Here is a 22,806-nt window from a genome sequence, read left to right as displayed (position 1 = left end):
CCTCGCCCACATTGCCGCTTACATCTGAACGCCGATACTCAAGGTCAGCCGAGGGCTGCGGTCCAGGCTATCCAAAGCTACATCCGCCAAAGGCTTCGCCACCTCCAGCGCTACATTGAACAAGCGCCCATCGCCCAACCGCACCCCTAATGCCACCGAGGCCAAATGGGCATCCTCCACCGGCCCCCGGTTGTGCCAAGCCTGTGCCGCATCCACTGCCGCATAGGGCTGCACCAACGCCAACCGGTGGCCCCGCAGGCTGTAGTTCACCTCGTAAGCCGCCCCCCAGCCCTTATCCCCGTCGGCCTGGTCGCGCGGGTAGCCACGCCCGAAATTCTGCCCACCAAACCCTACCCGCTCACTGTCAGGCAGCCGGTCATCACTCCAGTACAACGCCCCGGACACCACGCCCTGCCCGTTATCGAGCAGCGCATCACTCTGCAACCCCGAAAGCCGCAACCGCAGGAAGTCCATGTCTTCGTCAGCGTCACTGCGTGCCCCCAGGTAGTCCAGGCCCTGATAGACCCCGGCGCTGACAATGCGCAAGCGGTGCGTTTCCTGTTTGCGCCAGTCGCCCGCGAATGAAAGCGCGCGTACGTAGGTGTCGTACTGCCGCTCCGCTGACAGCTCACCCGCCCGGTCCTCGGCGTGCTCGCTGACCGAATACAACTGCCCCTCCACCGTCATCCATTCCTCCGGCCTGATGATCACCGGCTGGCGCAGGCCGATTGCATAGCGCTGGCTGTCACGTTTGCGGGTGATGTCGCTGCCATCGTCCAGGCGAATACGCGTGCCAGGCTCACTGCGGTAGCGCGACGCCGACAGCAGCAGTTGGCTGCCCCCAGCGTCCAGGTACTGGCTGTAGACCAGGCGCTGGTAATAGGCCTGGTCATCCCCGGGGGGCAGCAGCAGGCTGGCCTCGATTTGCTCGGCAAAGCGGGTTTGCGCGTTGCTGGTTGCCGTCAGCAGCGCCTGGCTATCGTCACGATTGCCATCGGCCAAGGTAGCCGCGGCGCTGAACGGCTTGCGGCGCGCCTGCACGGTCAGGTGGGCGGCGCCATCGGTGGTTTGCGCCACTGCCAGTTGCGCCGCTATCGTCACCCCTGGCAGCCGCGCGGCCAGGCCCAGGTAGCGCTCCAGCGTTTCCCGGGTCAGTGGGCGTTCGGCTTCAAGGCGGGCCAGCAGCTGCTGGAGGTAGGCGCTGGCCGGGCCGATATCGCCATCCACATGGCAATCGCGGAGGTAACCTTCGACCAGTACCACATTGACCCGGCCATCAGCCACGTCCTGTGGCGGCAACAAGGCGTATGACAGCAGGTAACCCTCCTGCCGGTAGCGCTGGGTCAGGCGCTCGGTGTACTGCTGCAGCTCGCCCAAGGTGGTCTCATGCCCGATCAGCGGCTGGTAGTGCTCACGCAGGTCGCTCAAGGGGAACACCGTACCCCCCTCGAAGCGCACTTTATGCAGCACCAGCCGGGTATCTGCAGGCGCCCAGGCGGGGCTACCGGCACGCGGGTCTGTCACCTGCAGGTTGGGGCTGACGGGGCGGTAGGCCTCTAGCGGCAGGTTGCTGCTGGGCAGGCGACGTTGGTATTCATGGCTGTCGAGAAAACCTGGCAACGGTTCGCCCTGGGCCGCCAGCGCCCAAGGCAGCAACAACAGGGGCACGGCCAGAGGACGCATAGGGTGCTCCATGTTCCCTTGAGTGTGCGGGGCGCCAGCCGCTCACACCCGTCACCTGCAAGCGTAGGTGCTGGCCAGCGCGCCGTCGAACGGCTACTCGCTGACCTGGAAAGTCACCCGTGCCGTCTCGCCGCTTTCATCCAACGCGCTGAGCTCGGCCTGCCCGGCCTGCGGCAAGCGCACCACCAGGCTGTCCTGCCCTTGGCTTTCACCCAATGGCTGGCCATTGAGGAACCACCAGCGCCGCCCGCCACCGCCCAACGCCGACACCTGCAATTGCAACGGCTCGCTGCTGGTGGCCGGGCGACGCAAGTTGTCGCCTGGGCGCACGCCCACGATCGACAGCGGCGGCGCGCTGGCCGGCACCTGCGGCGGGCAGGCCGGGTCGATGGCTGGCAGGCGCGCCGCACGCCGCTCGACACGCGCTAGCCAAGGCTCCAGCGGGGCCGGCCAGAGGGCGATGTCGCGCACCTTGGCGCCCGGGCAACTGCCATCCACGCGCAGCCCCTGGGCATTGACCCACACGCGCTCACGCAAGCCCAGGCCCAGCGGCTGGTCGGCGGCCTGCAGGGTGGGCGGCGTGGTGCCGTCCAGGGTCCAGGCGAAACGCTGACGCCGGCAATTGGGGTCCTGTTTATTAATCGGCTGGCCTAGCGGCCAACAGATCGCCGCTACACCGACATTCGCCGGCACCCGCTGCACCGGCACACCGATGCCACGTTGGCTGTCGCGGTTGCTCAGCAGGTCGTGCACCTGCAGCATCAGCGGCGCCGCCGAAGCCAGGCCGAACTGCCCGGGGACCGGCGTGCCGTCAGGTCGGCCGATCCATACGCCGATCAGGTAACGCGGGCCCACGCCAATCGACCAGGCATCGCGAAAGCCATAGCTGGTGCCGGTTTTCCAGGCCAACTGCGGGCGTTGCACCAGTTCGGCATGCGGGTCGCGATCGGGGCGCGCCTGGCCGCTGAGGATGCGCCGGATAATCCATGCGGCCCCTGGCGATAGCAGGTGCCGCTCCAGCAACGGGTCCTGTGGTTGCAGGCGCACCCGCGCACTGTTGCCACCCCGCGCCAGCGCCGCGTAACCACCGACCAAGTCTTCCAACCGGCTACCAGCACCGCCCAGGATCAACGACAGGTTGGGCTCGGCCAAGGGCGGCAATATCAACGGCATGCCGGCCATGCGCAGTTGCGCGGCAAAGCGTTTAGGGCCGTAAGCCTCCAGCAACTGCACCGCCGGCAGGTTGAGCGACAACGCCAGCGCCGAGCTGGCCGACACCGGCCCGCTGAAGCCCATGGAGAAGTTGCCAGGGCGGTAATCACCATAGCGCCGCGGCACATCTTGCAGCAGCGATTCGGAATGGATCAGGCCGTCGTCCAGCGCCATGCCGTAAAGGAACGGCTTGAGGGTGGAGCCGGGTGAACGCAGCGAACGCACCATGTCCACATGCCCGAAGCGGCGCTCGTCACCCAGGTCGATCGAGCCCAAGTAGGCACGCACTGCCATGGTCTGCGCCTCGACCACCAGGATGGCGGCGGAGGTGCGCTCTGGCAGCCGCGCGCGCCAACCCAGCAGCAGGTCTTCTAGGCGCCGCTGCAGCGCGGCGTCGAGCGTGGTGCGGATCAGCGGTGGGCTGTCGGCGCTGTTCAGGCGCCGGGCCAGCAGCGGCGCCAGGGCCGGCTCCTGGCGTGGCGCCAGCAGCAGCGGCTCCTCGGCGGCCTCGCGGATTTGCTGTGCCGGCCACACCTGGTATTGCGCCAGGCGTTGCAGCACCTTGTCCCGGGCACGCTGGGCACGCTCGGGGTGGCGGTCCGGGCGCAGCCGGCTGGGCGCCTGGGGCAGCACGGCCAACAGCGCTGCTTCAGCCGGGGTCAGGTGCAGGGGCGACTTGCCCAGGTAGGCCCAGCTGGCAGCCGCAACGCCCTGCAGGGTGCCACCGAAGGGCGCGCGGTCCAGGTAGAGCTGCAGGATTTCGCGCTTGGACAAATGCCATTCCAGCTGCGCCGTACGCCACAGCTGGCGCAGTTTGCCCGCCAGGGTGCGGTCATGCGGGTCAAGCAGGCGTGCCACCTGCATCGACAGCGTACTGCCGCCCGATACCACACGCCCACCGCGCAGGTTCAGCCAGGCGGCGCGTGCCAAGGCTAGCGGGTTGACCCCAGGGTGGGTGTAGAACCAGCGGTCCTCATAGGTCAGCAACGCCTGCAGGTACAGGGGCGAAACCTGGTCGGGGCTGACTGGGTAACGCCACACGCCATCAGCATCGGCAAAGCGCCACAACGGCGTACCGTCCTCGGCCAGCACCACCCGAGCCAGGTCATCGCCCGGCATAGGCAGCGGCCAGAGCCGGTCGGCCAGCCACAGCAGGCCGAACAGCACCAGCATGGCGAGCAGTGTCGTGCGCAACAGCCTGCCCGCACGGGTACGCGGCCGCGTTAAGCTTGGCATCGGGAACCGACCCGGCCAGGTGATGGCCAAAGGCTTGGGAACGGCAAATTCGCCGATTTGTTGATCAGGAAGCAACTATGCATGTAGAAGGTTTTTTCGAGTGGCTGGGCCAGGCACTGGGGGCGGTAATTCGCTTCATCGTCGACGCCTTGAGCGGCTTGTTCAACCTGCTGGCCAACGCTGGCGGTAATTTCATCGACGGCCTGGCGCGTACCTTGGGCATGGACACCTCGCTGCTCAGCATCCTCGCCCTGGTTATCGGCCTGATGCTGCTGTATTCGGCAATCCGCGCGTTCATGCGCGCCTCGATCATCCTTGGGATCATCTGGCTGGTACTGGGGTTGTGGGTGATGAGCTGGGTGATTCATTGAGGAGCAACTGCGAGCTGCAAGCCGCAAGCCGGTAGCTTGCAGCGCGCAGCTCACAGCTCACCGGGCTTTGACGGTCATCTCCCCTTGCCCATCGCCCACCGCCTGCAGGTTCGGCCGGTACATCGACTCGACCTGCGGTGGCGGCACGCGGTAGCTGCCCGGGGTTACCGCGCGTGCCAGGTACAACAGGTGGGTGGTGCCGTAGCCGTCGAGCTTGAGCGCGGCGACGTAACGGTCATCACGGTACTCCTGGTGCACCACGCTGGCGTTCTGCATCGACTCACGCCACTCCTTCACCGCGCTGCTGGCGTTGTCCAGGCTGGCAGCGCTTTGCGCCAGGTTCTGGTTTTCCAGCTCCAGGCCTGCCGGCAACAGGTCTACCACCAACGCATCTGGCACCCGCTCTTCGGCCTTGAGCGCCAGGTGTACCAGCACCAGGTCGCCACTGCGTAGGTTGCGCAGGTCCAGCGGCTGGCCGTTCATGCCCAGGTACTCACGGCGAATCTGCATGCCATTGCCACCAGCCGCAGGCGCCTGGCGTGGGTAACCCGACAGGGTCAGCTGCTGGTACAGCGTCTCGCTGCCTTCGTTCTGCACACTCAGCGGTGAGGCCAGCAACCGGCCTTCGAGCTTCATGCCAGCCTCGGCATTGTTGAACTCACGTACCTCGCCAGCACTGTCCAGGCGCGCCTGCCACTTCCCTTCCGGCTTGCCCAACAGGCCACGGCCGGCGAGGAACAGCGCGTTGCGCTCCTGGGTCGACAACCAGCGGTTGGCCGCCAGTTCGTCCGACAAGGCGAACAGGCGCTGGTCGACCTGGCTGCTGGCCAGGTTGCTTTCCTGCAGCAGCGCCAGGATCAGCGCTTGGTCACGCAGGGCGCTGCCATAGTCGGCCATCCAGCCTTTACCGCGGTTAATGCCCAGCCCTGCCTGCAAGGCCTGCTCGGCACGCGGCTTGTCGCCCATCTTGTCCAGCGCCACGGCCAGTTGCACCAACGGCAGGCCAGAGCGGGCGTCGACACGGCGCTCGAACAGGCCACGCAGGGCACCTAGCGGCGCCTGTTGGCTGCGCGACAGCACCAGCGCCGCATACGCCTGCACGGCGAAGCGGGTGTGCTCGGCGTTCTCGCTGTAGTCGACGTCGATCAGGTTGCGCTCCTGCAGGTAGCGCAGCAGGCGCTCGCTGGCCTTCTTCAGCGCCTCGGCCGGCACGCCGTAACCCTGGTCACGGGCCCGCAGCAGGAAGTCGGTGACGTAGGCGGTCAGCCAGTATTCTTCTTCGCTGTCCGAACTCCACAGGCCGAAGCTGCCGTTGTAGCGCTGCATGCCCAGCAAGTGCTCGATGCCCATTTCGATCTTGCGCTTGCGCACGTCTGCCGGTTCGCCCTTGATGCCCAGGCGCTTGAGGCTGTCGGCATCAGCGTACAACGACGGGTACAGGCCACTGGTGGTCTGTTCCAGGCAGCCATAGGGGTAGGCTTCGAGGGCGCGAATCTGCTCGGCCAGGTTCAGCGGCGGGCGGCTCGACAAGGCCAGGCTGGCTTCCAGGCCAGCGGCTTCGAAGGCAGCCAGGTCGGCTTCAGGCAAGGTCCAAGGTTGCTCTTTCAAGGCCACGCGGTAGTGCTTGAGCATGGCCGGGTAGGCCGGGCGCACGCCCAGTGTCCACTCACGTTCGAAGGCGGTGCTAGGTTCGTTCGGCAATTGCAGGCCCGTAACGCGCACATGCACCTTGCCCTGCCCCAAGCCACCCTGGGCTTGCACCGGGATCATCAATGTCGAGCGCTGGCCTTCGGCCAAGGCCACGTCGTGCACGGCGCTGGCCGCCAGGTTCAGCTGCCCTTCGGTTGTAATTTCAACGCTCAGTTGCTGGGCACGGCCCGACAGGTTGGCCAGGTCCAGCGCCAGGCTGGTGCGGTCGCCACCGGCGAGGAAGCGCGGGGCCGACAGCTCGGCGATCAACGGCGCGGCGACCACGGTCTTGCCTTCGGCCATGCCAAAGTGCTCCTCGCTCCAGGCCTGGGCCATCAGCCGCAGTTCGCCGTTGAAGTCGGGGATATCGACCGTGGCCTGGCCCTCACCCTTGTCGTTCAGGGTTACTGGCAAGCTCTGCTGGGCGACGATGGTTACCGTGGTGTTGGGGCGCTTGCCACCCTTGGCCATCGCCGCGTCACCGCCAAACGCCAGGCTGGCCAGGCGGCCTTGCCCGGCTTCGATCAGCTGGCCGTAGATATCTAACTGGTCGGCACCGTAGGCCTTGCGCCCGAACAGGCTGGCGAACGGGTCGGGGGTTTTGAAATCGGTGATGTTGAGGATGCCCACGTCCACCGCCGACAACAACACATGCACCTGCTTGGGCACGCTGCCATCGGCATTGGCGGCCTTGACCTTCACCGTCAGCGGCTGTTTCGGGCGCATTTTCTCTGGTGCTTGCAGGCTCACGGCAAGCTTGCGCGCGGCACGGTCCAGCGGCAGGTGCAGCACACCGACCGAACGCTTGGGCGTGGCGTTGGCCTTGCGCTCACCGGGGCGTATCACCAACGCGCTGATGTACAGGTCGTGGCGTGCCCAAGCCTTGTCCAGTTGCACGTCGAAGGTCTTGCCCTCGGCGGGCACGTCGATTTCCTGCCACCACAACGGGCCATCACTGGACTCGATCATCAGGTAGCCACTGCCGGCGGCAGGCGGGGTGACGGTAACCTTGGCGGTAGCACCGTCGGCGTAGGACGGTTTGTCCAGCGCCAACTTGACTTGGTCTGGGCGCACGGCGCCACCCTCGGCGTTGTCCTGAGCGCGGTAGCCGGCCCAGAAGCGCTCACTGGACACCAGGCCGGTCTGTGGGTCTTCTACCTCGACGCGGTACGGGCCCCATTCAACTTGGAAGCTCAGTTTGCCCGTAGAGCCGGCCTTGACGCTGAGGGTTTCTTCGCTTTGGGTGAGGAATTTCTCGTTGTAGGCGTAGCTCCAGCCGTCGTTCTGCGAGTAGTTCCAGTAATAATCGCGGCGCTCGCGAATCAGCCGCACCTTGAGCTCATCGGCCGCCAGCTTGTTGCCGTCGCGGTCGGCCAGCAGAAACTCGAATTCCACCGGGCCGTCACTGTCGGTTTCCTCGCCCTCGAACAGGCCGCGCAGGCCCGGCAAGCGCTCGGCCGGCCAGATGGGCTGTTCCAGGCGCCGGGTAATCGGCCGGCCACCGGACTCCTGCAAGCTGGCCTGCACGGTGAGTTGCAGCGGCGAGCGGGCTTCGGCCCAGCGGCTTTCAATATCGACCACCGCCTTGCCAGCCTGGTCGAGGGTGACTTCGTCCAGCTCCAGGTCCTGGTTCAGCTCGGTTTCGGTGACCGAGCCGAACTGGTAACCAGGCAGCGCCGGCACCGCCTCGCGCAACGGGCGAACATAGGCCTGGCCACTCAGGCGGTTGCCGGCAGCCGGGGCGCCGTAGAGGTAACGGCCATTGACCTGAATGCGCGCGTTCTCATCAGGCGACAGCGGTTTGCTGCTGCCTTTGAGCTCTAGCGCTAGGCGCTCGGGCAGGAAGTCTTCGACCAGGAATTCATACACTTGCTTGCGCCCGCCGCCCACGTCGAGCAGCAGTTGCCAACGGCCAGTCGGGGCCTCGGTGGCCAGCTGCAGCGGGTACTGGTACAGGCCATTGCTGTCGGCTTCCCAGACAAACTTGCGGCTAACCTGCTCATCCGGGCGGCGCACCTCCACGCTCACCGGCTGGGCCTTGACCGGCTTGCCGTCCTGATCGCGCAGCAGGCCGTTGAGCAGCACCGTCTCGCCTGGGCGATACAGGTCACGCGGGCCAAAGACGAAGAACTGCAACGGGTTGGCCTGCGGCCCGGTGATGTCGAACTCGGCTAGGTCCAGCGCCGCGCTGTTCAGCCGCAGCAAGGTGGTGTGCACGCCCTGGGTGGCGATCAGGGTATCGGCTTTGGGCGTGATCGGCAGCTGGGCGTGGCCCTTGCCGTCGGTGCTGGCCTGGGCCAGCAGCTTGCCCTTGTCGTCATGGATTTCCAGGTTGACGCCGTTCATCGCCTTGCCGCCTTCCAGAGCCTGGGCGAATACATCGAGGCGGTCGCGGTAGCGGTGCGCAGACACCCCAATGTCGCTGAGGGTGAACAGGGTCGCTGGTTGCGAGTAATCGTAGGTGCCCGAAGCACGCATCACCGCCAGGTACACGCCGGGTTCTTGCAGCGGCTTGATGCCGGCGATCGGCAGTAGCACGGTCTCGCGGGTGTTGCGTGCGGGGTTGAGATCGAAGCGGCCGCTGTAGACCAACTGGGCCATGTCCAGGGTTTCTTTGGACTGGTAGTAGTACAGGCTGCTGTTGCGTCCCCAGTTGGCCAGGAAGGTCGAGAGCATCTCCGGCTTGACGCGGAAGAACTCGACATCGACCTTGTCCACGTTCAACGCGATAACCGGCAGGCCCTCGGCCAGGCGCGTGGGCAGCAGCGAACCGCGGCTGGCGAAGCCGATGGTCGGCTGCATGTCGCGGGTTTCCAGGCGGGTGATCGACTCGCTGTCCAGTTGCTTGCCGTTGACCGCCAGCAGGCCTTTGTCGACAGTCAGCACCAGCTTGCGCTGCGGCTCCAGGTGGCGCAGGCGCAGTTCCATCTGGTTGTCGGAGAGCTCCCAGGCCCCGTCGAGCTTGCCTTTGACGGTGTCGACCAGGTGCACCTTGGTGGCGAAGTCCTGCTTGGCATCCAGCGGTGCAGAAAAACTGACCGACAGGGTGGCAGCGCCATCGAGTTGCACTTCCGAGACGTCGAGCACCGTGAGTTCGCGGCCCTCGTAGCGCTTGGCGAGCGCAGCCGGGTCTGAGTGCTGGGCTGCTGGGGTGGCGGCGGGCGCGACAACCACCGGCTTTTCGGCTGGCACCGGTTTGTCCGGCGTCGAAGAGTCACAGGCACTGAGCAACGCCAGCGCGCAGGCCAGCAACAATCCTTTGTTGAACATGGAGTAGGAACTCTTGGGCAGCGGTACGTGAGGGCAGCAACTATAGCGCAATGGCAGGGGCAGCACCCGGCGTTGCGCGCAGAGGTTGCCTGGCCGGTACACTGTGCCATTCGTTAAAGGGGCCGCTGCGCGCCCCAGGGCCCAATGGAATGCACATGTCCCAACTCTCCACCGACTGGCGCCACCGCCCTACTCACTGCAAAGTCTGGGCCCTGGCCGCGCCGATGATCCTGTCCAACATTTCCGTGCCTTTGGTAGCCTTGGTCGACAGTACTGTCATCGGCCACCTCCCTCACGCTCACCAGCTGGGCGCCGTGGCAGTGGGTGCCACGCTGTTCACCTTCATGGTCGGCCTGATGGGCTTCCTGCGCATGGGCTCCACCGGTTTCGCCGCCCAGGCTGCCGGCCGTGGCGACGGCGCGGTGTTGCGCCAGGTGCTGGTGCAAGGGCTGCTGCTGGCGCTCGCCTTCGCTGTGTTGATCGGCCTGCTAGCCCTGCCGTTAAGCCAGTTGGCGTTGCACGCCATGCAACCCAGCGCAGCGCTGCAGCAAGCCACCGAAGACTTCTTCCACACCCGCCTGCTCGGCCTGCCCGCGGCACTGGCCAGCTATGCGCTGGTCGGCTGGTTCCTCGGCACTCAGAACGCCCGGGCACCGCTGGCCATCCTGTTGGCCACCAACCTGCTGAATATCGCCTTGAACCTGTGGTTCGTGCTTGGCCTGGACTGGGGTGTGCTGGGCTCGGCGCGGGCGTCGGTGATTGCTGAATGGAGCGGCGCAGTACTTGGCTTGGCCCTGACCCGCCCGGCGCTGCGGGCGTACCCGGGGCATATCGTGTGGGCGACGCTTAAGCGTTGGCAGGCGTGGCAGCCGCTGCTGGCGGTGAACCGCGACATTTTCCTGCGCAGCCTGGCGCTGCAACTGGTTTTCCTGCTGATTACCGTGCAAGGCGCACGCCTGGGCGAAGCGACCGTGGCGGCCAACGCCCTGCTGCTCAATGGTTTGCTGCTGACTGCCTATGCGCTTGACGGGCTGGCGCATGCAGTGGAGGCCCTGTGTGGCCACGCCATTGGTGCCCGTGACCGCGACACCCTGCGCCGCTCGTTAGTGGTGGCCTGTGGCTGGTCGCTGATTACCAGCCTGGGGTTTGCCGGGCTGTTCCTGCTGGGTGGGCACCTGTTCATTGATTTGCAGACCGACATCGAGAGTGTGCGCGCAGCGGCTTACCCATACTTGCCGTACCTGGCGTTGCTGCCGTTGATTGCGGTGTGGAGTTACTTGTTGGATGGGCTGTTCATCGGCGCGACCCGGGCGCGGGAGATGCGCAATGCGATGTTGCTGTCGGTAGTGGTGGCGTTGCCGGTGGCGGTAGCCATGAGCGGGTTTGGCAACCATGGGCTGTGGTTGGCGTTCTTGGGTTTCATGGCCTTGCGAGCAGTGACCTTGGGATGGGTTGGCTGGCGCTTGAAGCAGGGAGGCAAATGGATCGAAGGGTCAGGAAACACAATATGAACGATATGCTCGATTGGCTACCTCCCAGTCTCAGGTCCCCTTAGGGTGATGACCCTGAAGACCCGCAATAAAGGTATCGAATATGCCAAGTCATACGGTTACTAGGTGGCTAATAGCAGGGCTGCTACTGCTCACCTTCGGGCAAACCCTATGGATTGTCTCCGCAGATTCGACGCCTGCATTGACCAAGATTGTTTCTGTAACGCCGATTGGCAAACAAAGTGCCATTTATGAGGTGCTCAGCGATGCTGGCGGTGCAACGGTGCCGCTGACCTACCTGTACTTTGTGGCTGAAAAAAAACAGCACGATGATCAGACATTGCAGAGCCTTGGGAGGCTTACACCCTTCCTCGTTACCCGACAATCGGGCGCCGTGAAACACGTCGAGGGCCTGACAATAGCGGCTCGAACAGAAGAGCAGGTCTATAGCTATTCGAGTACCGCGGTCCTCAAAGAAGATGGCGCAGTCTTGCCCGTTACAATCGAGCTCACGGCAACGGCGCGGCAAAAGTAGAAATCAAAGGGGCCGCATAGCGGCCCCTTTGGTTGTCAGGAAGACAGATAGGAAGACCGCGTCAACCCCAAACGCAACGCATCCAGGTACTGCGTACGCTCACGCGCAGTGATCTTGGCGTTGGCCACCTTGTCCCGGTAATGGGTCATTAACTCCTCCGGCGACAGGTGCACGTAGCGCAGCATGTCCTCGATGGTGTCATGGGTCTCGATGCCGGCGTGGTACACGCTGCCATCGGCGTTCTGGTAGATGTTCACCGAGTCGGTGTCACCGAACAGGTTGTGCATGTCACCGAGGATTTCCTGGTAGGCCCCGACCAGGAACACGCCCAGCAGGTAGTCTTCGCCCTCCTTCACCGCATGCACCGGCATGCTGGTCTCGATGCTCTGCTCGTCGACGTACTGGTTGATCTTGCCGTCGGAGTCGCAGGTCAGGTCCTGCAGCACGGCGCGGCGCATTGGCTCTTCGTCCAGGCGGTGCAGCGGGATGATCGGCAGCACCTGGCCGATGGCCCAGGTGTCCGGCAGGCTCTGGAACACCGAGAAGTTGCAGATGTACTTGTCGGCCAGCTTGTCGTTCAGCTCGTCCAGCACCTGGCGGTGCGAGCGCTGGCGAGCTTTCAGCGAGTTGTGCAGGCGGCGGCACACGGCGAAGTAGCACTGTTCGGCCAGGGCCTTCTCGGCCAGGCTGATCTTGCCATCGGCGTACTGTGCGGCCACGTCACCCATGTAGTGGGTGGCGCGCCAGTAGGTCTCGGTGACCATCTCGATGTCGGTGGGGCCAAGCAGGTCGACCAGCCACTGCACGGTCTCGGGCAGGGCTTCCTTGTTTTCGATGGTCGGCACGTCGTCGTTGTGTTTCTCGACGTCGGTCACCTGAATCACCAGCATGGCGTGGTGCGCGGTCAGCGAACGGCCGCTCTCGGAGAAGATGTGCGGGTGCGGCAGGCCCTGCGCGTCGCAGAACTCCTTGAGCATGCCCACCACCACGCCGGCATAGTCGTCCATGTCGTAGTTGATCGAGCTGGCATTGCGCGAGTGGGTACCGTCGTAGTCCACGCCCAGGCCACCGCCAACGTCGATGTGGTCGACCGGCAGGCCCAGCGCACGCAGCTCACCGTAGTAACGGATGGCTTCCTTGAAGCCGTGCTGGTAGTCGGCCAGGTTGGCGATCTGCGACCCCATGTGGAAGTGCAGCAGGCGGATGCCCTGGTCCAGGCCGGCGTCGCGGAAGCGCTGCACCACCGAGATCAGCTGGGCGGCAGACAAGCCGAACTTGGACTTCTCGCCACCGGTGTCGGCCCACTTGCTCGAGGCCAGCGACGACAGGCGCACGCGCAAGCCGACCTGCGGCTTGACCTTGAGCTCAGCGGCCTCATCGATCACCAGAGCCACTTCCGACTCTTTCTCGATGACGATGAACACGTTGTGGCCGAGCTTCTGGCCCATCAGCGCCAGGCGGATGAACTCACGGTCCTTGTAACCGTTGCAAACGATGGTGCCGCCTTTCGGCGCCAGCGCCAGCACCGCCAGCAGCTCCGGCTTGGAGCCGGCTTCCAGGCCAATGGAGACGTTCTGGGTGGCGATGATGTTTTCCACCACCGCTTCCTGCTGGTTGACCTTGATCGGGTACAGCGCGGTGTATTGGCTCTGGTATTCCAGGCGTGCGATGTTGGCGTCGAAGGCGCCGGTCAGCTGGCGCACGCGGTCTTGCAGAATGTCGGGGAAGCGCACCAGCAGTGGCAGCGACAGCCCGCTCTGGCGCAGTTCGTCGACTTGTTCGAACAAGTCGATCGGCGCGCTTTTGGGGCCGTTGGGGCGCACTTCGACGCGCCCGGCTTCATTGATGGCGAAATAACCAGCGCCCCAATGGCGGATGCCATAAACACTGCGGCTGTCGGCCACGGTCCATTGGCTACCATCGTCTTTGCGTGTGCGTCGTACGGACATTCAAGTCCCCTATAGATAAGTCGAAGACACTGCCCCACAAGAGGCGGGCGCAGTGTAAAAGCCAAAAATGACGATTCATCCGTGCCCGGAGGTAGACCCCGGTCACGGCAACGAGTTTAGAAAGCCCTGGGCAAAAAATCGCGCGACCGCATCAGCCGCCGGACTTTTTCGCCTTGAAGCCCTGCTTGGTCAGTTCACCGATCAACAGCTCGACATGGTCACCCTGGATTTCGATAACCCCATCCTTCAGGGCGCCGCCAGTGCCACAGCGGCGCTTGAGGGTGGCGGCCAGTTCCTTGAGCTGTTCGGTGGGCAGCGGCACGCCGGTGACGGTAGTCACGGTCTTGCCGCCACGGCCTTTGCTTTCGCGGCGCACACGGGCTATGCCATCGCCATCGGGGACAGTTTGCTGCTTGCAGGTACAGGCATCCACCGGCTGGCCACAGTCGGGGCAGTGCCGACCGGCGTCGGTGGAGTAAACGAGACCGCCAAGGGCGGCGAAGGAAGAAGCTTTCTTGGCCACTTTTGTTCCTCTGTGCTGAGGACAAAAACTGGTCGTGCCTTGGGGGTGAGGCCGACCGCGAAGCCCCACTCTGGCAGGGGCGGCGCTACTGCTGCAAGAATTGCGGCAGCCCGAAAAGGGCGCGCAGTGTAACGATAAATCTGGCCGTTGCTAAGTACTGGATTGCGGCATTTTGCGAATGTTTTGCGACTATCCCGGGTCTGGGGCTGCTTTGCAGCCCCCTACATCATGCCAGGCTGGCTTTGTAGCGCTGCAACGCCGCCAGCGAGTCCGGGCAATACGGCATGTTCAGGCTCTCTTGCTCAGCCTGTTCCAGCCCAATAAAGCGCGCTTCGCTCACCTCTTCCGGCTGCAAGCGCAACGGCGCATCAGACACCGCCGAATACACCGCACACCACAACCGGTTGTCGGGCTGGTCAAAGTAGAACCGCTCATGAAAGCGCAACTCGACGCCGTCGATCCCCAGCTCCTCGGCCAGCTCACGCGCCGCCGAGTCGGCATACGCCTCCCCGGCCGTCACCATGCCACCCGCGGCCACATCCCAATACCCTGGGTACAGCGCCTTGCTCAAGGTGCGCCGATGCACGCACAACTCACCGGCACTGTTGAACAGCAATATGAACGTGCAACGCCCGATCAGGCCGCGCTCGCGCAATTCGGCGCGGGGCAAGGCGCCCAGCACCTGGTCGGTTTCGTCCACCCAGGTGACCAGTTCTCGGTCGGAAGCCGCCCGGTGGGCGGCCTCGGTCGGGCTGATAGCCATCATCAACCCTGGGACAGCAGCTGACGCAAGTCGATGACCGCGGCGTTGGCCCGGGAAATGTAGTTGGCCATGACCAGCGAGTGGTTGGCCCACATGCCGAAGCCACTGCCGTTGAGCACCATCGGGCTCCACAGGGCTTCTTGCGAGGCTTCCAGCTCACGGATGATCTGGCGCACGCTGACCGTGGCGTTCTTCTTCGCCAGCACGTCGGCAAAGTCCACCTCGATGGCGCGCAACAGGTGCGACAGCGCCCAGGCCTGGCCCCGCGCTTCGTAGAACACGTTGTCGATCTGCAGCCATGGGGTTTCCACCAGCTCCTCGTCCACCTGCGGCGCCTGGCCGGCGACCAGCGACTCGGTCTTCAGCGTGGTGTTGAGCTTGACCCGACCAACGCTGGCCGACAGGCGCTGCGACAGCGAGCCCAGACGGGTGGCCACGTCACCCAGCCAGTTGTTCAGGTTGTCGGCACGGGTGTAGAAGATCGCGCCCTTGTCGCCAGCAGCCAGACGGGTCTGGTAGCGGGTCAGCGACTTGATGCCCTCTTCGAACTCCGACTCGCTCGAAGGCAAAATCCAGCTCTTGTTGTCGAAGTTGAAGCGCGGCTCGGCCTTGGCCAAGTCGGCGTCTTCAGTAGACTGCGACTGCGAGCGGGCGAAGTCCTTGCGCAGGGCGCGCGACAGGTCACGCACCTGGACCAGCACGCCGTATTCCCAGCTCGGCATGTTGTCCATCCACAGCCCTGGCGGGAAGCGGTCGTTGGAAATGTAGCCTCCCGGCTTGTTCAGCAGGGTGCCGGCCACGGTTTTGAGGGTTTCAACGGTGGTGTAGCCCACCACCATCTGCTGGCCAGTGCGCTCGGCCGCTGCCTGGGCGCTCTGCTGCACCGGGAACAGGGCCGGCTCCTGGCTCCAGTACCAGCCCAAGCCGATACACACCAGCAGGTACAACCCAATCAGGGTCCCGAGGGCACGGCTCCAAAGGCCGCCAAGGTAGCTACGGGCGGCGGCACCACGGCCATCGACACGCTCACGGGGCTCGGCTTTGGCCTCGCGGTTTTTCCAGTCCAGCATGGCTTTGTCCTTAATCAGTCACGACGGTTCAGGGGCTTGGACCACAGGCCTACGCCAGGGTGCCACGGCAAGCCCGCGTGGCAGCACTATAAAGCAGACACTGCCTTACGTATAAGCGACCAATCAGTCAGTAACTGAATAATCGTTCCCAGCCGGTTTGTTGATACAGGACAATCACGCCACCAAGAAGAACTGCTAGCATAGAGCCATCATCGCCCCTGCACATCCCAACCTACAAGTAGCCAGGACATGAGCCAAGCAGTCGAGCCGAGCCCGCAGTGCCCCGCCCAGCAACTGACGCGTAGCGGCCTGCGCAAGGACGACCCGCTCGACCAGGTGCTGCTGCCGCGCCTGCGCAAGCCGGTGTACATCCTGCTGCAGGACCACGAGCGCGCCCTGCGCCTGGCCCAGCAACTGGAATTCTTTGGCCTGGTGGTGCAGGCGCTGGCCAGTGCCGCAGCGTTTCACGCCTCGATCGGCGAATACCCGCCCTCGGCCATCATCATGGATGTCGACTTCACTGGCAGCGGCCAGGGTTTGTTATTGGCTGCCCAGGTGCAGCAGGGGCTGGCCCGACACATCCCGCTGCTGTTCTTCAGCCATCACGAAACCGACACGCCAACCCGCTTGGCCGCCGTACGCGCCGGTGGCCAGGACTTTCTCACCGGCACCCTGGAAGCTTCCAGCCTGCTGGAAAAGATCGAACTGCTGACCAATGCCACCCCACACGACCCATTGCGTGTGCTGATCATCGATGACTCGCGCACCCAGGCCCTGCACACCGAGCGCGTGCTGGCCAGCGCCGGCATGCTCACCCGCAGCCTGAACGACCCGATCCGCACCATGGCCGAGCTGGCCGACTTCCAGCCCGACCTGATCATTCTTGACCTGTACATGCCCGCCTGCTCCGGCCCGGAGTTGGCCAAGGTGATCCGCCACAACGACCGTTATGTGAGCGTGCCGATCATCTACCTGTCTGCCGAGGACGACCTGGACAAACAGCTGGATGCCATGAGCGAGGGCGGTGATGACTTTTTGACCAAGCCGTTCCGCTCACGCCACCTGATCACCACCGTGCGCAACCGCGCCGCCCGTGCCCGGCACCTGAACGCACGCATGGTGCGCGACAGCCTAACCGGGCTGTACAACCACACCCACATCCTGCAACTGCTCGAAGACTGCAGCTTCCGCGCCCGCCGTGAACAGCAGCCGTTGAGCTTTGCGATGCTCGACATCGACCACTTCAAGAAGATCAACGACCACCACGGTCACCCCATGGGCGACCGTGTTATCAAGAGCCTGGCGCTGTTTCTCAAGCAGCGCTTGCGCAAGACCGACTTCATCGGCCGCTACGGCGGCGAGGAGTTCGCCATTGTCATGCCCAAAACCACGCTGGACGCGGCGCACAAGGTGCTGGACGAAATTCGCCGGCGCTTTGCCGAGATTATCTACCCGGCGCAGCCACGGGATTTGCAGTGCACCTTCAGTGCCGGGGTAGTAGAGCTGGATGAAGGGTTGGACGCGCTGACCATGGCCAGTGCGGCGGACGAGGCGCTGTACCGGGCCAAGCATGCGGGGCGTAATTGTGTGGTGCGTGTAGAGCCCTGAGATCTTCATTGCCTGTACTGGCCTCTTCGCGGGCTTGCCCGCTCCTACAGGGATTGCGCAGCATTCAGGTCTGGTAGATATCCTGTGGGAGCGGGCAAGCCCGCGAAGAGGCCAGTACAGCCAACACAGATACAGGCACTGTGCCACTTTTTTAGGGCGCCAACCCCTCGTCGTCATCACCCCGTCACAAAATCGCCATAACTTCAGCCACCGACCTCTCCCCTCCCGCAGGAAGCTCGCGGCTATGCGCCTGAAGTGGCTGACCAATTTCAACACCCTGTTGCTGGTGACCGTGTGTATCGCCCTGGGCGCCACCTTGTGGTGGTCGCAACGGGCGCTGGAGCGCCCATATCAGTTGATGGAGCGCTACTTGGGTCTGTCGCAGCAGTTCCAGAACCAGGCAGCACGCAACATCCAAGATTACCTGGGCAGTGGTGATGCCCTGCGCCATGCCGCTGCCATGGCGGCCAACCAGCAGTTGCAAGCCGCGCTGGCCGATTGGCCCAGCGACCTGGCCGACAAGCTGCGCCCCAGCCTGGGCAACCTGCAGGCCTTTACCGCAGACGAACTGCTGGCCGCTGGCAAGCTGGCCGGTGACCCGCAAGCCCTGCTATTGCAGGCCGAGCGGGAACTGGGGGCGAACTTTGAACAACTGGCCAGCTACGCCCGCGACAGCGGCAGCGCCGACGCCAACCGCTACCTGGTGCCGCTGCTCGACGCCACCGTGCACCTCGGCCGCTTGTCGCTGGCCCGCGACAAGCTGGTTAGCAGTGGCCGCCCGGAGCTGGCTGCCGAAGTGGAACGCGAGCTGCAGTTGATCCGCGCCCAGGCCCAAGTCATCGACGGCTTGCCCTTGCTGGGCGTCACCCGCGCCGCCGAATCCGGCGCCGACGATTTTGCCGCGCTGATGGGCCTGGCAACCCAGGCCAACGCCCAACAAGAAGACATTGCCGTTGGCCTCAAGCGAGACCTGCAAAACCTGCTAAGCCGCTACCCGGCCGAGCTGCAGCGCACCCGTGAACAGATCGAGCGCCGTGCCGCCCTTGCTGCCAGCACTGGCCAGCGCCTGCAGGCCGTGCAACAGGCCATTGCGGCGCTGGAGCCCGAAGTGCGAGGCCAGCATGCGAAGATTGCCGCCGAGGTACGCATCATCCAAGGCCTGATGATCGGCTTGATCCTGCTCATCGCGCTGCTGATCGACACCCTGCAGCGGCGCCTGGCGCGTACCCTGACCGGCCTGGCACCGGCCCTGTCGCGCTGGGCCGAGGGTGACTTCGCCGAGGCCATTGCTCTGGGTAAGACCAACCGTGAACTGCATGACATCCAGGCATCGCTCAACCGCCTGCGCCAGTACCTGGTGGAGCTGGTTGGCACCCTGCGCCACAACGCCGAGCAAGTGGCAGGCAGCAGCCATGCACTGGCCGGCATGAGCGCCGCCCTGCACGACGGCGCCGAGCGCCAAGCGGGCGATACCGGGCAGATTCGCGATGCCCTGGGTGAACTGGAAGCAACCATCCAGCAGGTGGCCGGCGACGCCAGCGCCGCCGCTGATGCCAGCCGCGATGCCGGGCGTGCGGTGGAACAGGGCCAGGCGGTGATTGGCCAGAGCCTGCTGGGCTTGCGTGAGCTGGTCGATGAAGTGCAAGGCAACGCCCGCATGATCGAACAACTGGCGGAAGAGTCGGCCACCATTGGCGGGGTATTGACGGTGATCCGCGCGATTGCCGAACAAACCAACCTGCTGGCGCTGAATGCCGCAATCGAAGCGGCCCGCGCGGGTGAAATGGGCCGTGGTTTTGCCGTGGTGGCGGATGAGGTGCGCTCGTTGGCGCAACGCACCACCGGGGCCACCGGCGAAATTCAGGCGCTGATCGACCGCTTGCAGCAGGCGGCAAGAAGCTCGGTGGCGGGGATGCGTGCGCAGCTTGAACATGCCGAGGCCACGGCCAGCCGGGCGCAGGCGGCGGATGGGGCGCTGGATGAGATTGTCTGTGCCATTCGCACCATCTCGGATACGGCGGTACGGATTGCCGATGTCACGGCGCAGCAGAGCGGTGCGGTGAGTGAGATTCGCGACCACAGCGAGCGGATTCATGAGTTGGGGGAGGATAACTTGCAGCGCATTGGCGAGGGACGTGAGCAAGGGGAGCAGTTGCTGAGTTTGGGTAGTGAACTGAACCGGGCGGTGCGGGCATTCAGGGTCTAGGTTGGCCTGTGCTGGCCTCTTCGCGGGTAAACCCGCTCCTACAGGCACAACGTTGCTGGCGGGGGGTGTCAGCCGGAAACAACGCACGCCCTGTAGGAGCGGGTTGACCCGCGAAGAGGCCGTTACAGGCACACACGAGCCAGCGGCCTGTGTCGCGCCCGCCACCCGTACGGCCCCAACCCGCACCAACTCCGCTATCATGCCCAGCACGTTCCACCTCGCGAGTCCGCCATGCGCCGCCTGTTTTTCCTGCTGTTCCTGCTGCTGGCCAGCCCTGCCTTCGCCACGGGCCTGCTCGACAACCGCCCTAGCGCCACCCTCGGCGCCTCCTCGTTGTCCAACAACGCCGACTTCCTGCCGGTGCACGAAGCCTTCAAGCTCAGCCTGGTCCAGGCCGATGCGCAAACCATCAAGTTGCGCTTCGTCGCCACCGATGGCTACTACCTCTACCGCCACCGCTTCCAGTTCCGCAGCGAACCGAGCGACATCGCCCTGGGCACGCCGAACATCCCCAAGGGTGAGGCCAAGCACGATGAATTCTTCGGCGATGTCGAGGTGTATCACGGCGTGCTCGACATCGAATTGCCGCGCAACGACCCGCGCGCCTTCACCCTGCTGGTGGGCTACCAGGGCTGCGCCGACAAGGGCCTGTGCTACCCACCGGAAACCGCGCGCCTAAGCATCGATGGCGAAGGCGGCGCCAGCACCCCGGCTAACGCCGAATACGCCTGGAACTGGAAGTCGCTACTGCTGTTCTTCCTCGCCGGGGTCGGCCTTACTTTCACCCCTTGCGTGCTGCCGATGCTGCCGATCCTGTCTGGCGTGGTACTGCGCGGCCAAGTCGGCGGCCTGCGCGGGCTAGCGCTGTCGCTGGCCTACGTGCTACCGATGGCGGCCAGCTTCGCGGTACTCGGCGCCCTGATGGGCCTGTTCGGTGCCGGGCTGAACCTGCAGGCGCGCCTGCAGTCAGCCTGGGTGCTGGTGCCCTTCGCGCTGTTCTTCGTAGTCTTCGCCCTGGCCATGTTCGGCCTGTTCGAACTGAAGTTGCCACAGGCCCTGAACAACCGCCTGAACAGCGTCGCCAACCATACCCGGGGCGGCTCGCTGCTGGGCGCGGCGATACTCGGCGTGCTCTCCAGCCTGCTGGTTTCGCCGTGTGTATCAGCGCCCTTGGCCGGTGCCTTGCTGTACATCAGCGCCAGCGGTGATGCCTTGGGCGGTGCACTCAAGTTGTTCGCCCTGGGCCTGGGCATGGGCGCCCCCCTGCTACTGGTAGCCACCGGTGGCGCAGCCTGGCTGCCAAAAAGCGGCCCATGGTTGAACACGGTGAAAAACGCCATCGGCGTGCTGTTGCTGGGCCTGGCCATCGGCTTGCTCAGCCGTGTACTGCCGGGTCCGCTGACCTTGCTGCTGGTCGGTTTCCTCGCCGCTGGGGTGGCACTGTTCCTCGGGGCCTTGGAGTTCGTCGTCAAGACCGCGCGCCAGCGCCTGGCCCAGCTGCTTGGCCTGGCATTGCTGGTGTATGCCTTGGCCTGCTGGTACGGCGCCCTGAGCGGCCAGGGCGACCCGCTGCGACCGCTGCCGAGTGCAGCGCTGGTGGCGGCGGGCAGCGGCCCGGCCGCGCAAGCGCAAACCTGGCAGACCATCACCACCCCCAGCGCCTTGGACGCTGCCTTGGCCGCAGCCAAGGCCGCCGGGCAACCGGTGCTGCTGGACTGGTACGCCGACTGGTGCATCAGCTGCAAGGTAATTGAGCGCGAAGTGCTAACCGCCCCCCACGTGCAAACGCAGCTGGCCGGGTTCAAGCTGCTGCGTTTCGACATTACCGAGAGCAATGCCGAGCAACGCAGCCTGCTGGATCGCTTCCAGCTGTTCGGCCCGCCGGCGCTGTTGTTCTTTGCCGCGAACGGCAGCGAAATAACCGCTGATCGGGTCATTGGCGAGATAAACGCCGGTGAATTTGCGCAAATTCTTACACGCGTGCGCGACAAAGTCGGGCTATAACTTCCCGCGGGCCGTTAAAAAACCGCGAATCAGTGACCAGAATGAATTATTTGGTCACATACTTCGCGCGAACCTCGGACATCGTGCTGGCTATTGCCGGGAACTGGACACTTGCCGTCGCTTTACGGCACACTCGCCGCGCTGTGTCGAATTGCCCTACAAATCCAAGGAATCCGCAGATGGCAACGCTACTGGTGCTCCACGGCCCCAACCTCAACCTGCTCGGCACCCGCGAGCCAGGCCACTACGGCGCCGTGACCCTGGCCCAGATCAACCAGGACCTGGAGCAACGTGCCCGCGCCGCAGGCCACCATTTGCAGTACCTGCAGAGCAATGCCGAATACGAGCTGATCGACCGCATTCACGCGGCACGCAACGAGGGTGTGGACTTCATCCTGATCAATCCGGCTGCTTTCACCCACACAAGCGTCGCATTACGTGACGCATTGCTTGCGGTGAGCATCCCATTCATCGAAGTGCACTTGTCCAACGTGCACAAACGCGAACCGTTCCGTCACCACTCCTACTTTTCCGATGTTGCCGTAGGGGTGATCTGCGGCTTGGGCGCCAGCGGTTATCGCCTGGCCCTGGAGTCTGCACTGGAACAACTGGCTGCCAACGCACAGCCCAAATGATGAAAACCCTGGCCTCAGTGGGCCAGGGTTCGAGAGAAACGTTTCAGATACGTTTTTTGTATTTCGCCCCCTGACCGAACCTTTGGGAGTTGATGATTAATGGATATCCGTAAAGTCAAGAAACTGATCGAGCTGCTGGAAGAGTCCGGCATCGACGAGCTGGAAATCAAGGAAGGCGAAGAGTCGGTCCGTATTAGCCGTCACAGCAAGACCCCAGCTGCCCAGCAGTTCTACGCCCCAGCGCCAATGGCTGCCGCCCCGGTTGCTGCGCCAGTTGCCGCTGCTGCCCCGGCTGCCGAAGCTGCCGCTGCCGCCCCGGCCCTGAAAGGCACCGTGGTTCGCTCGCCGATGGTCGGTACTTTCTACCGCAAGCCTTCGCCGACCTCGCCGAACTTCGCTGAAGTTGGCCAGAGCGTGAAGAAAGGCGACACCCTGTGCATCGTCGAAGCCATGAAAATGATGAACCACATCGAAGCCGAGATCGGCGGTGTCATCGACGCCATCCTGGTAGAAGACGGCCAGCCGGTTGAGTTCGACCAGCCGCTGTTCACCATCGTTTGAA

General features: G+C 64.4%; 15 protein-coding genes. 8 read left to right on the top strand and 7 right to left on the bottom strand.

Translation table 11 applies throughout. The features are described 5' to 3' along the window. Nucleotides 1-18 precede the first annotated feature (18 nt). Both DV532_RS03005 and pbpC read right to left on the bottom strand, forming a co-directional pair. Nucleotides 19-1,683 (bottom strand): ShlB/FhaC/HecB family hemolysin secretion/activation protein, encoded by a 1,665-nt coding sequence (locus tag DV532_RS03005; RefSeq protein ID WP_056807135.1) that lies wholly within the window; start codon nt 1,681-1,683, stop codon nt 19-21. Between the two features lie 93 nt (nt 1,684-1,776). Beyond that, nucleotides 1,777-4,131, bottom strand: coding sequence for a peptidoglycan glycosyltransferase PbpC (pbpC, locus tag DV532_RS03000; RefSeq protein ID WP_056807218.1), 2,355 nt, complete (start codon nt 4,129-4,131; stop codon nt 1,777-1,779). 77 nt (nt 4,132-4,208) lie between these two features. Here pbpC and DV532_RS02995 point away from each other — a divergent pair, with 77 nt between their 5' ends. After that, nucleotides 4,209-4,502 (top strand): hypothetical protein, encoded by a 294-nt coding sequence (locus DV532_RS02995; protein ID WP_056807130.1) that lies wholly within the window; start codon nt 4,209-4,211, stop codon nt 4,500-4,502. Between the two features lie 57 nt (nt 4,503-4,559). On the opposite strand, the gene DV532_RS02990 is transcribed toward DV532_RS02995, so the two are convergent. Continuing rightward, nucleotides 4,560-9,461, bottom strand: coding sequence for an alpha-2-macroglobulin (locus DV532_RS02990; RefSeq protein ID WP_056807128.1), 4,902 nt, complete (start codon nt 9,459-9,461; stop codon nt 4,560-4,562). Between the two features lie 155 nt (nt 9,462-9,616). Between DV532_RS02990 and DV532_RS02985 the strand changes: the two genes are divergently transcribed. After that, nucleotides 9,617-10,972, top strand: coding sequence for an MATE family efflux transporter (locus DV532_RS02985; RefSeq protein WP_056807125.1), 1,356 nt, complete (start codon nt 9,617-9,619; stop codon nt 10,970-10,972). 82 nt (nt 10,973-11,054) lie between these two features. Then, the gene (locus DV532_RS02980) at nt 11,055-11,486 is read left to right on the top strand and encodes a hypothetical protein (protein ID WP_056807122.1); all 432 of its coding nucleotides are present in this window, start codon (nt 11,055-11,057) and stop codon (nt 11,484-11,486) included. Nucleotides 11,487-11,521: 35 nt separating this feature from the next. Here DV532_RS02980 and speA read toward each other — a convergent pair whose 3' ends face one another. The 4 genes from speA to DV532_RS02960 form a co-directional block, all read right to left on the bottom strand. Next, the gene (speA, locus tag DV532_RS02975) at nt 11,522-13,435 is read right to left on the bottom strand and encodes an arginine decarboxylase (RefSeq protein ID WP_056807119.1); all 1,914 of its coding nucleotides are present in this window, start codon (nt 13,433-13,435) and stop codon (nt 11,522-11,524) included. A gap of 151 nt (nt 13,436-13,586) precedes the next feature. After that, nucleotides 13,587-13,958 (bottom strand): translation initiation factor Sui1, encoded by a 372-nt coding sequence (locus DV532_RS02970; protein ID WP_056807117.1) that lies wholly within the window; start codon nt 13,956-13,958, stop codon nt 13,587-13,589. A gap of 226 nt (nt 13,959-14,184) precedes the next feature. Next, entirely contained in the window at nt 14,185-14,721 is a 537-nt protein-coding gene (locus DV532_RS02965) for an NUDIX hydrolase (RefSeq protein ID WP_056807114.1), read from the bottom strand. Nucleotides 14,722-14,723: 2 nt separating this feature from the next. Beyond that, entirely contained in the window at nt 14,724-15,791 is a 1,068-nt protein-coding gene (locus tag DV532_RS02960; protein WP_056807111.1) for a DUF2333 family protein, read from the bottom strand. Between the two features lie 249 nt (nt 15,792-16,040). Here DV532_RS02960 and DV532_RS02955 point away from each other — a divergent pair, with 249 nt between their 5' ends. The 5 genes from DV532_RS02955 to accB all read left to right on the top strand — a co-directional run bounded on the left by DV532_RS02955 (nt 16,041) and on the right by accB (nt 22,805). Next, the gene (locus DV532_RS02955) at nt 16,041-17,399 is read left to right on the top strand and encodes a diguanylate cyclase (RefSeq protein ID WP_056807108.1); all 1,359 of its coding nucleotides are present in this window, start codon (nt 16,041-16,043) and stop codon (nt 17,397-17,399) included. A 244-nt stretch (nt 17,400-17,643) separates the two neighbouring features. Further along, entirely contained in the window at nt 17,644-19,605 is a 1,962-nt protein-coding gene (locus tag DV532_RS02950) for a methyl-accepting chemotaxis protein (RefSeq protein WP_056807107.1), read from the top strand. Nucleotides 19,606-19,836: 231 nt separating this feature from the next. Then, nucleotides 19,837-21,609 carry a protein-disulfide reductase DsbD gene (locus DV532_RS02945; protein ID WP_056807102.1) on the top strand — a complete coding sequence of 591 codons (1,773 nt, stop codon included), beginning with the start codon at nt 19,837-19,839 and terminating at the stop codon, nt 21,607-21,609. 179 nt (nt 21,610-21,788) lie between these two features. Next, nucleotides 21,789-22,244, top strand: a complete 456-nt coding sequence (aroQ, locus tag DV532_RS02940; protein WP_003255330.1) for a type II 3-dehydroquinate dehydratase — start codon at nt 21,789-21,791, stop codon at nt 22,242-22,244. A gap of 99 nt (nt 22,245-22,343) precedes the next feature. After that, the gene (gene accB, locus DV532_RS02935) at nt 22,344-22,805 is read left to right on the top strand and encodes an acetyl-CoA carboxylase biotin carboxyl carrier protein (protein WP_056807100.1); all 462 of its coding nucleotides are present in this window, start codon (nt 22,344-22,346) and stop codon (nt 22,803-22,805) included. The last annotated feature ends 1 nt before the right edge of the window (nt 22,806 follow it).

This window comes from Pseudomonas sp. Leaf58, from assembly GCF_003627215.1.
In the GTDB taxonomy this organism is placed as follows: domain Bacteria; phylum Pseudomonadota; class Gammaproteobacteria; order Pseudomonadales; family Pseudomonadaceae; genus Aquipseudomonas.
Note: the sequence above shows the minus strand (reverse complement) of the source record. Positions and strands in the feature narration are given on the sequence as shown.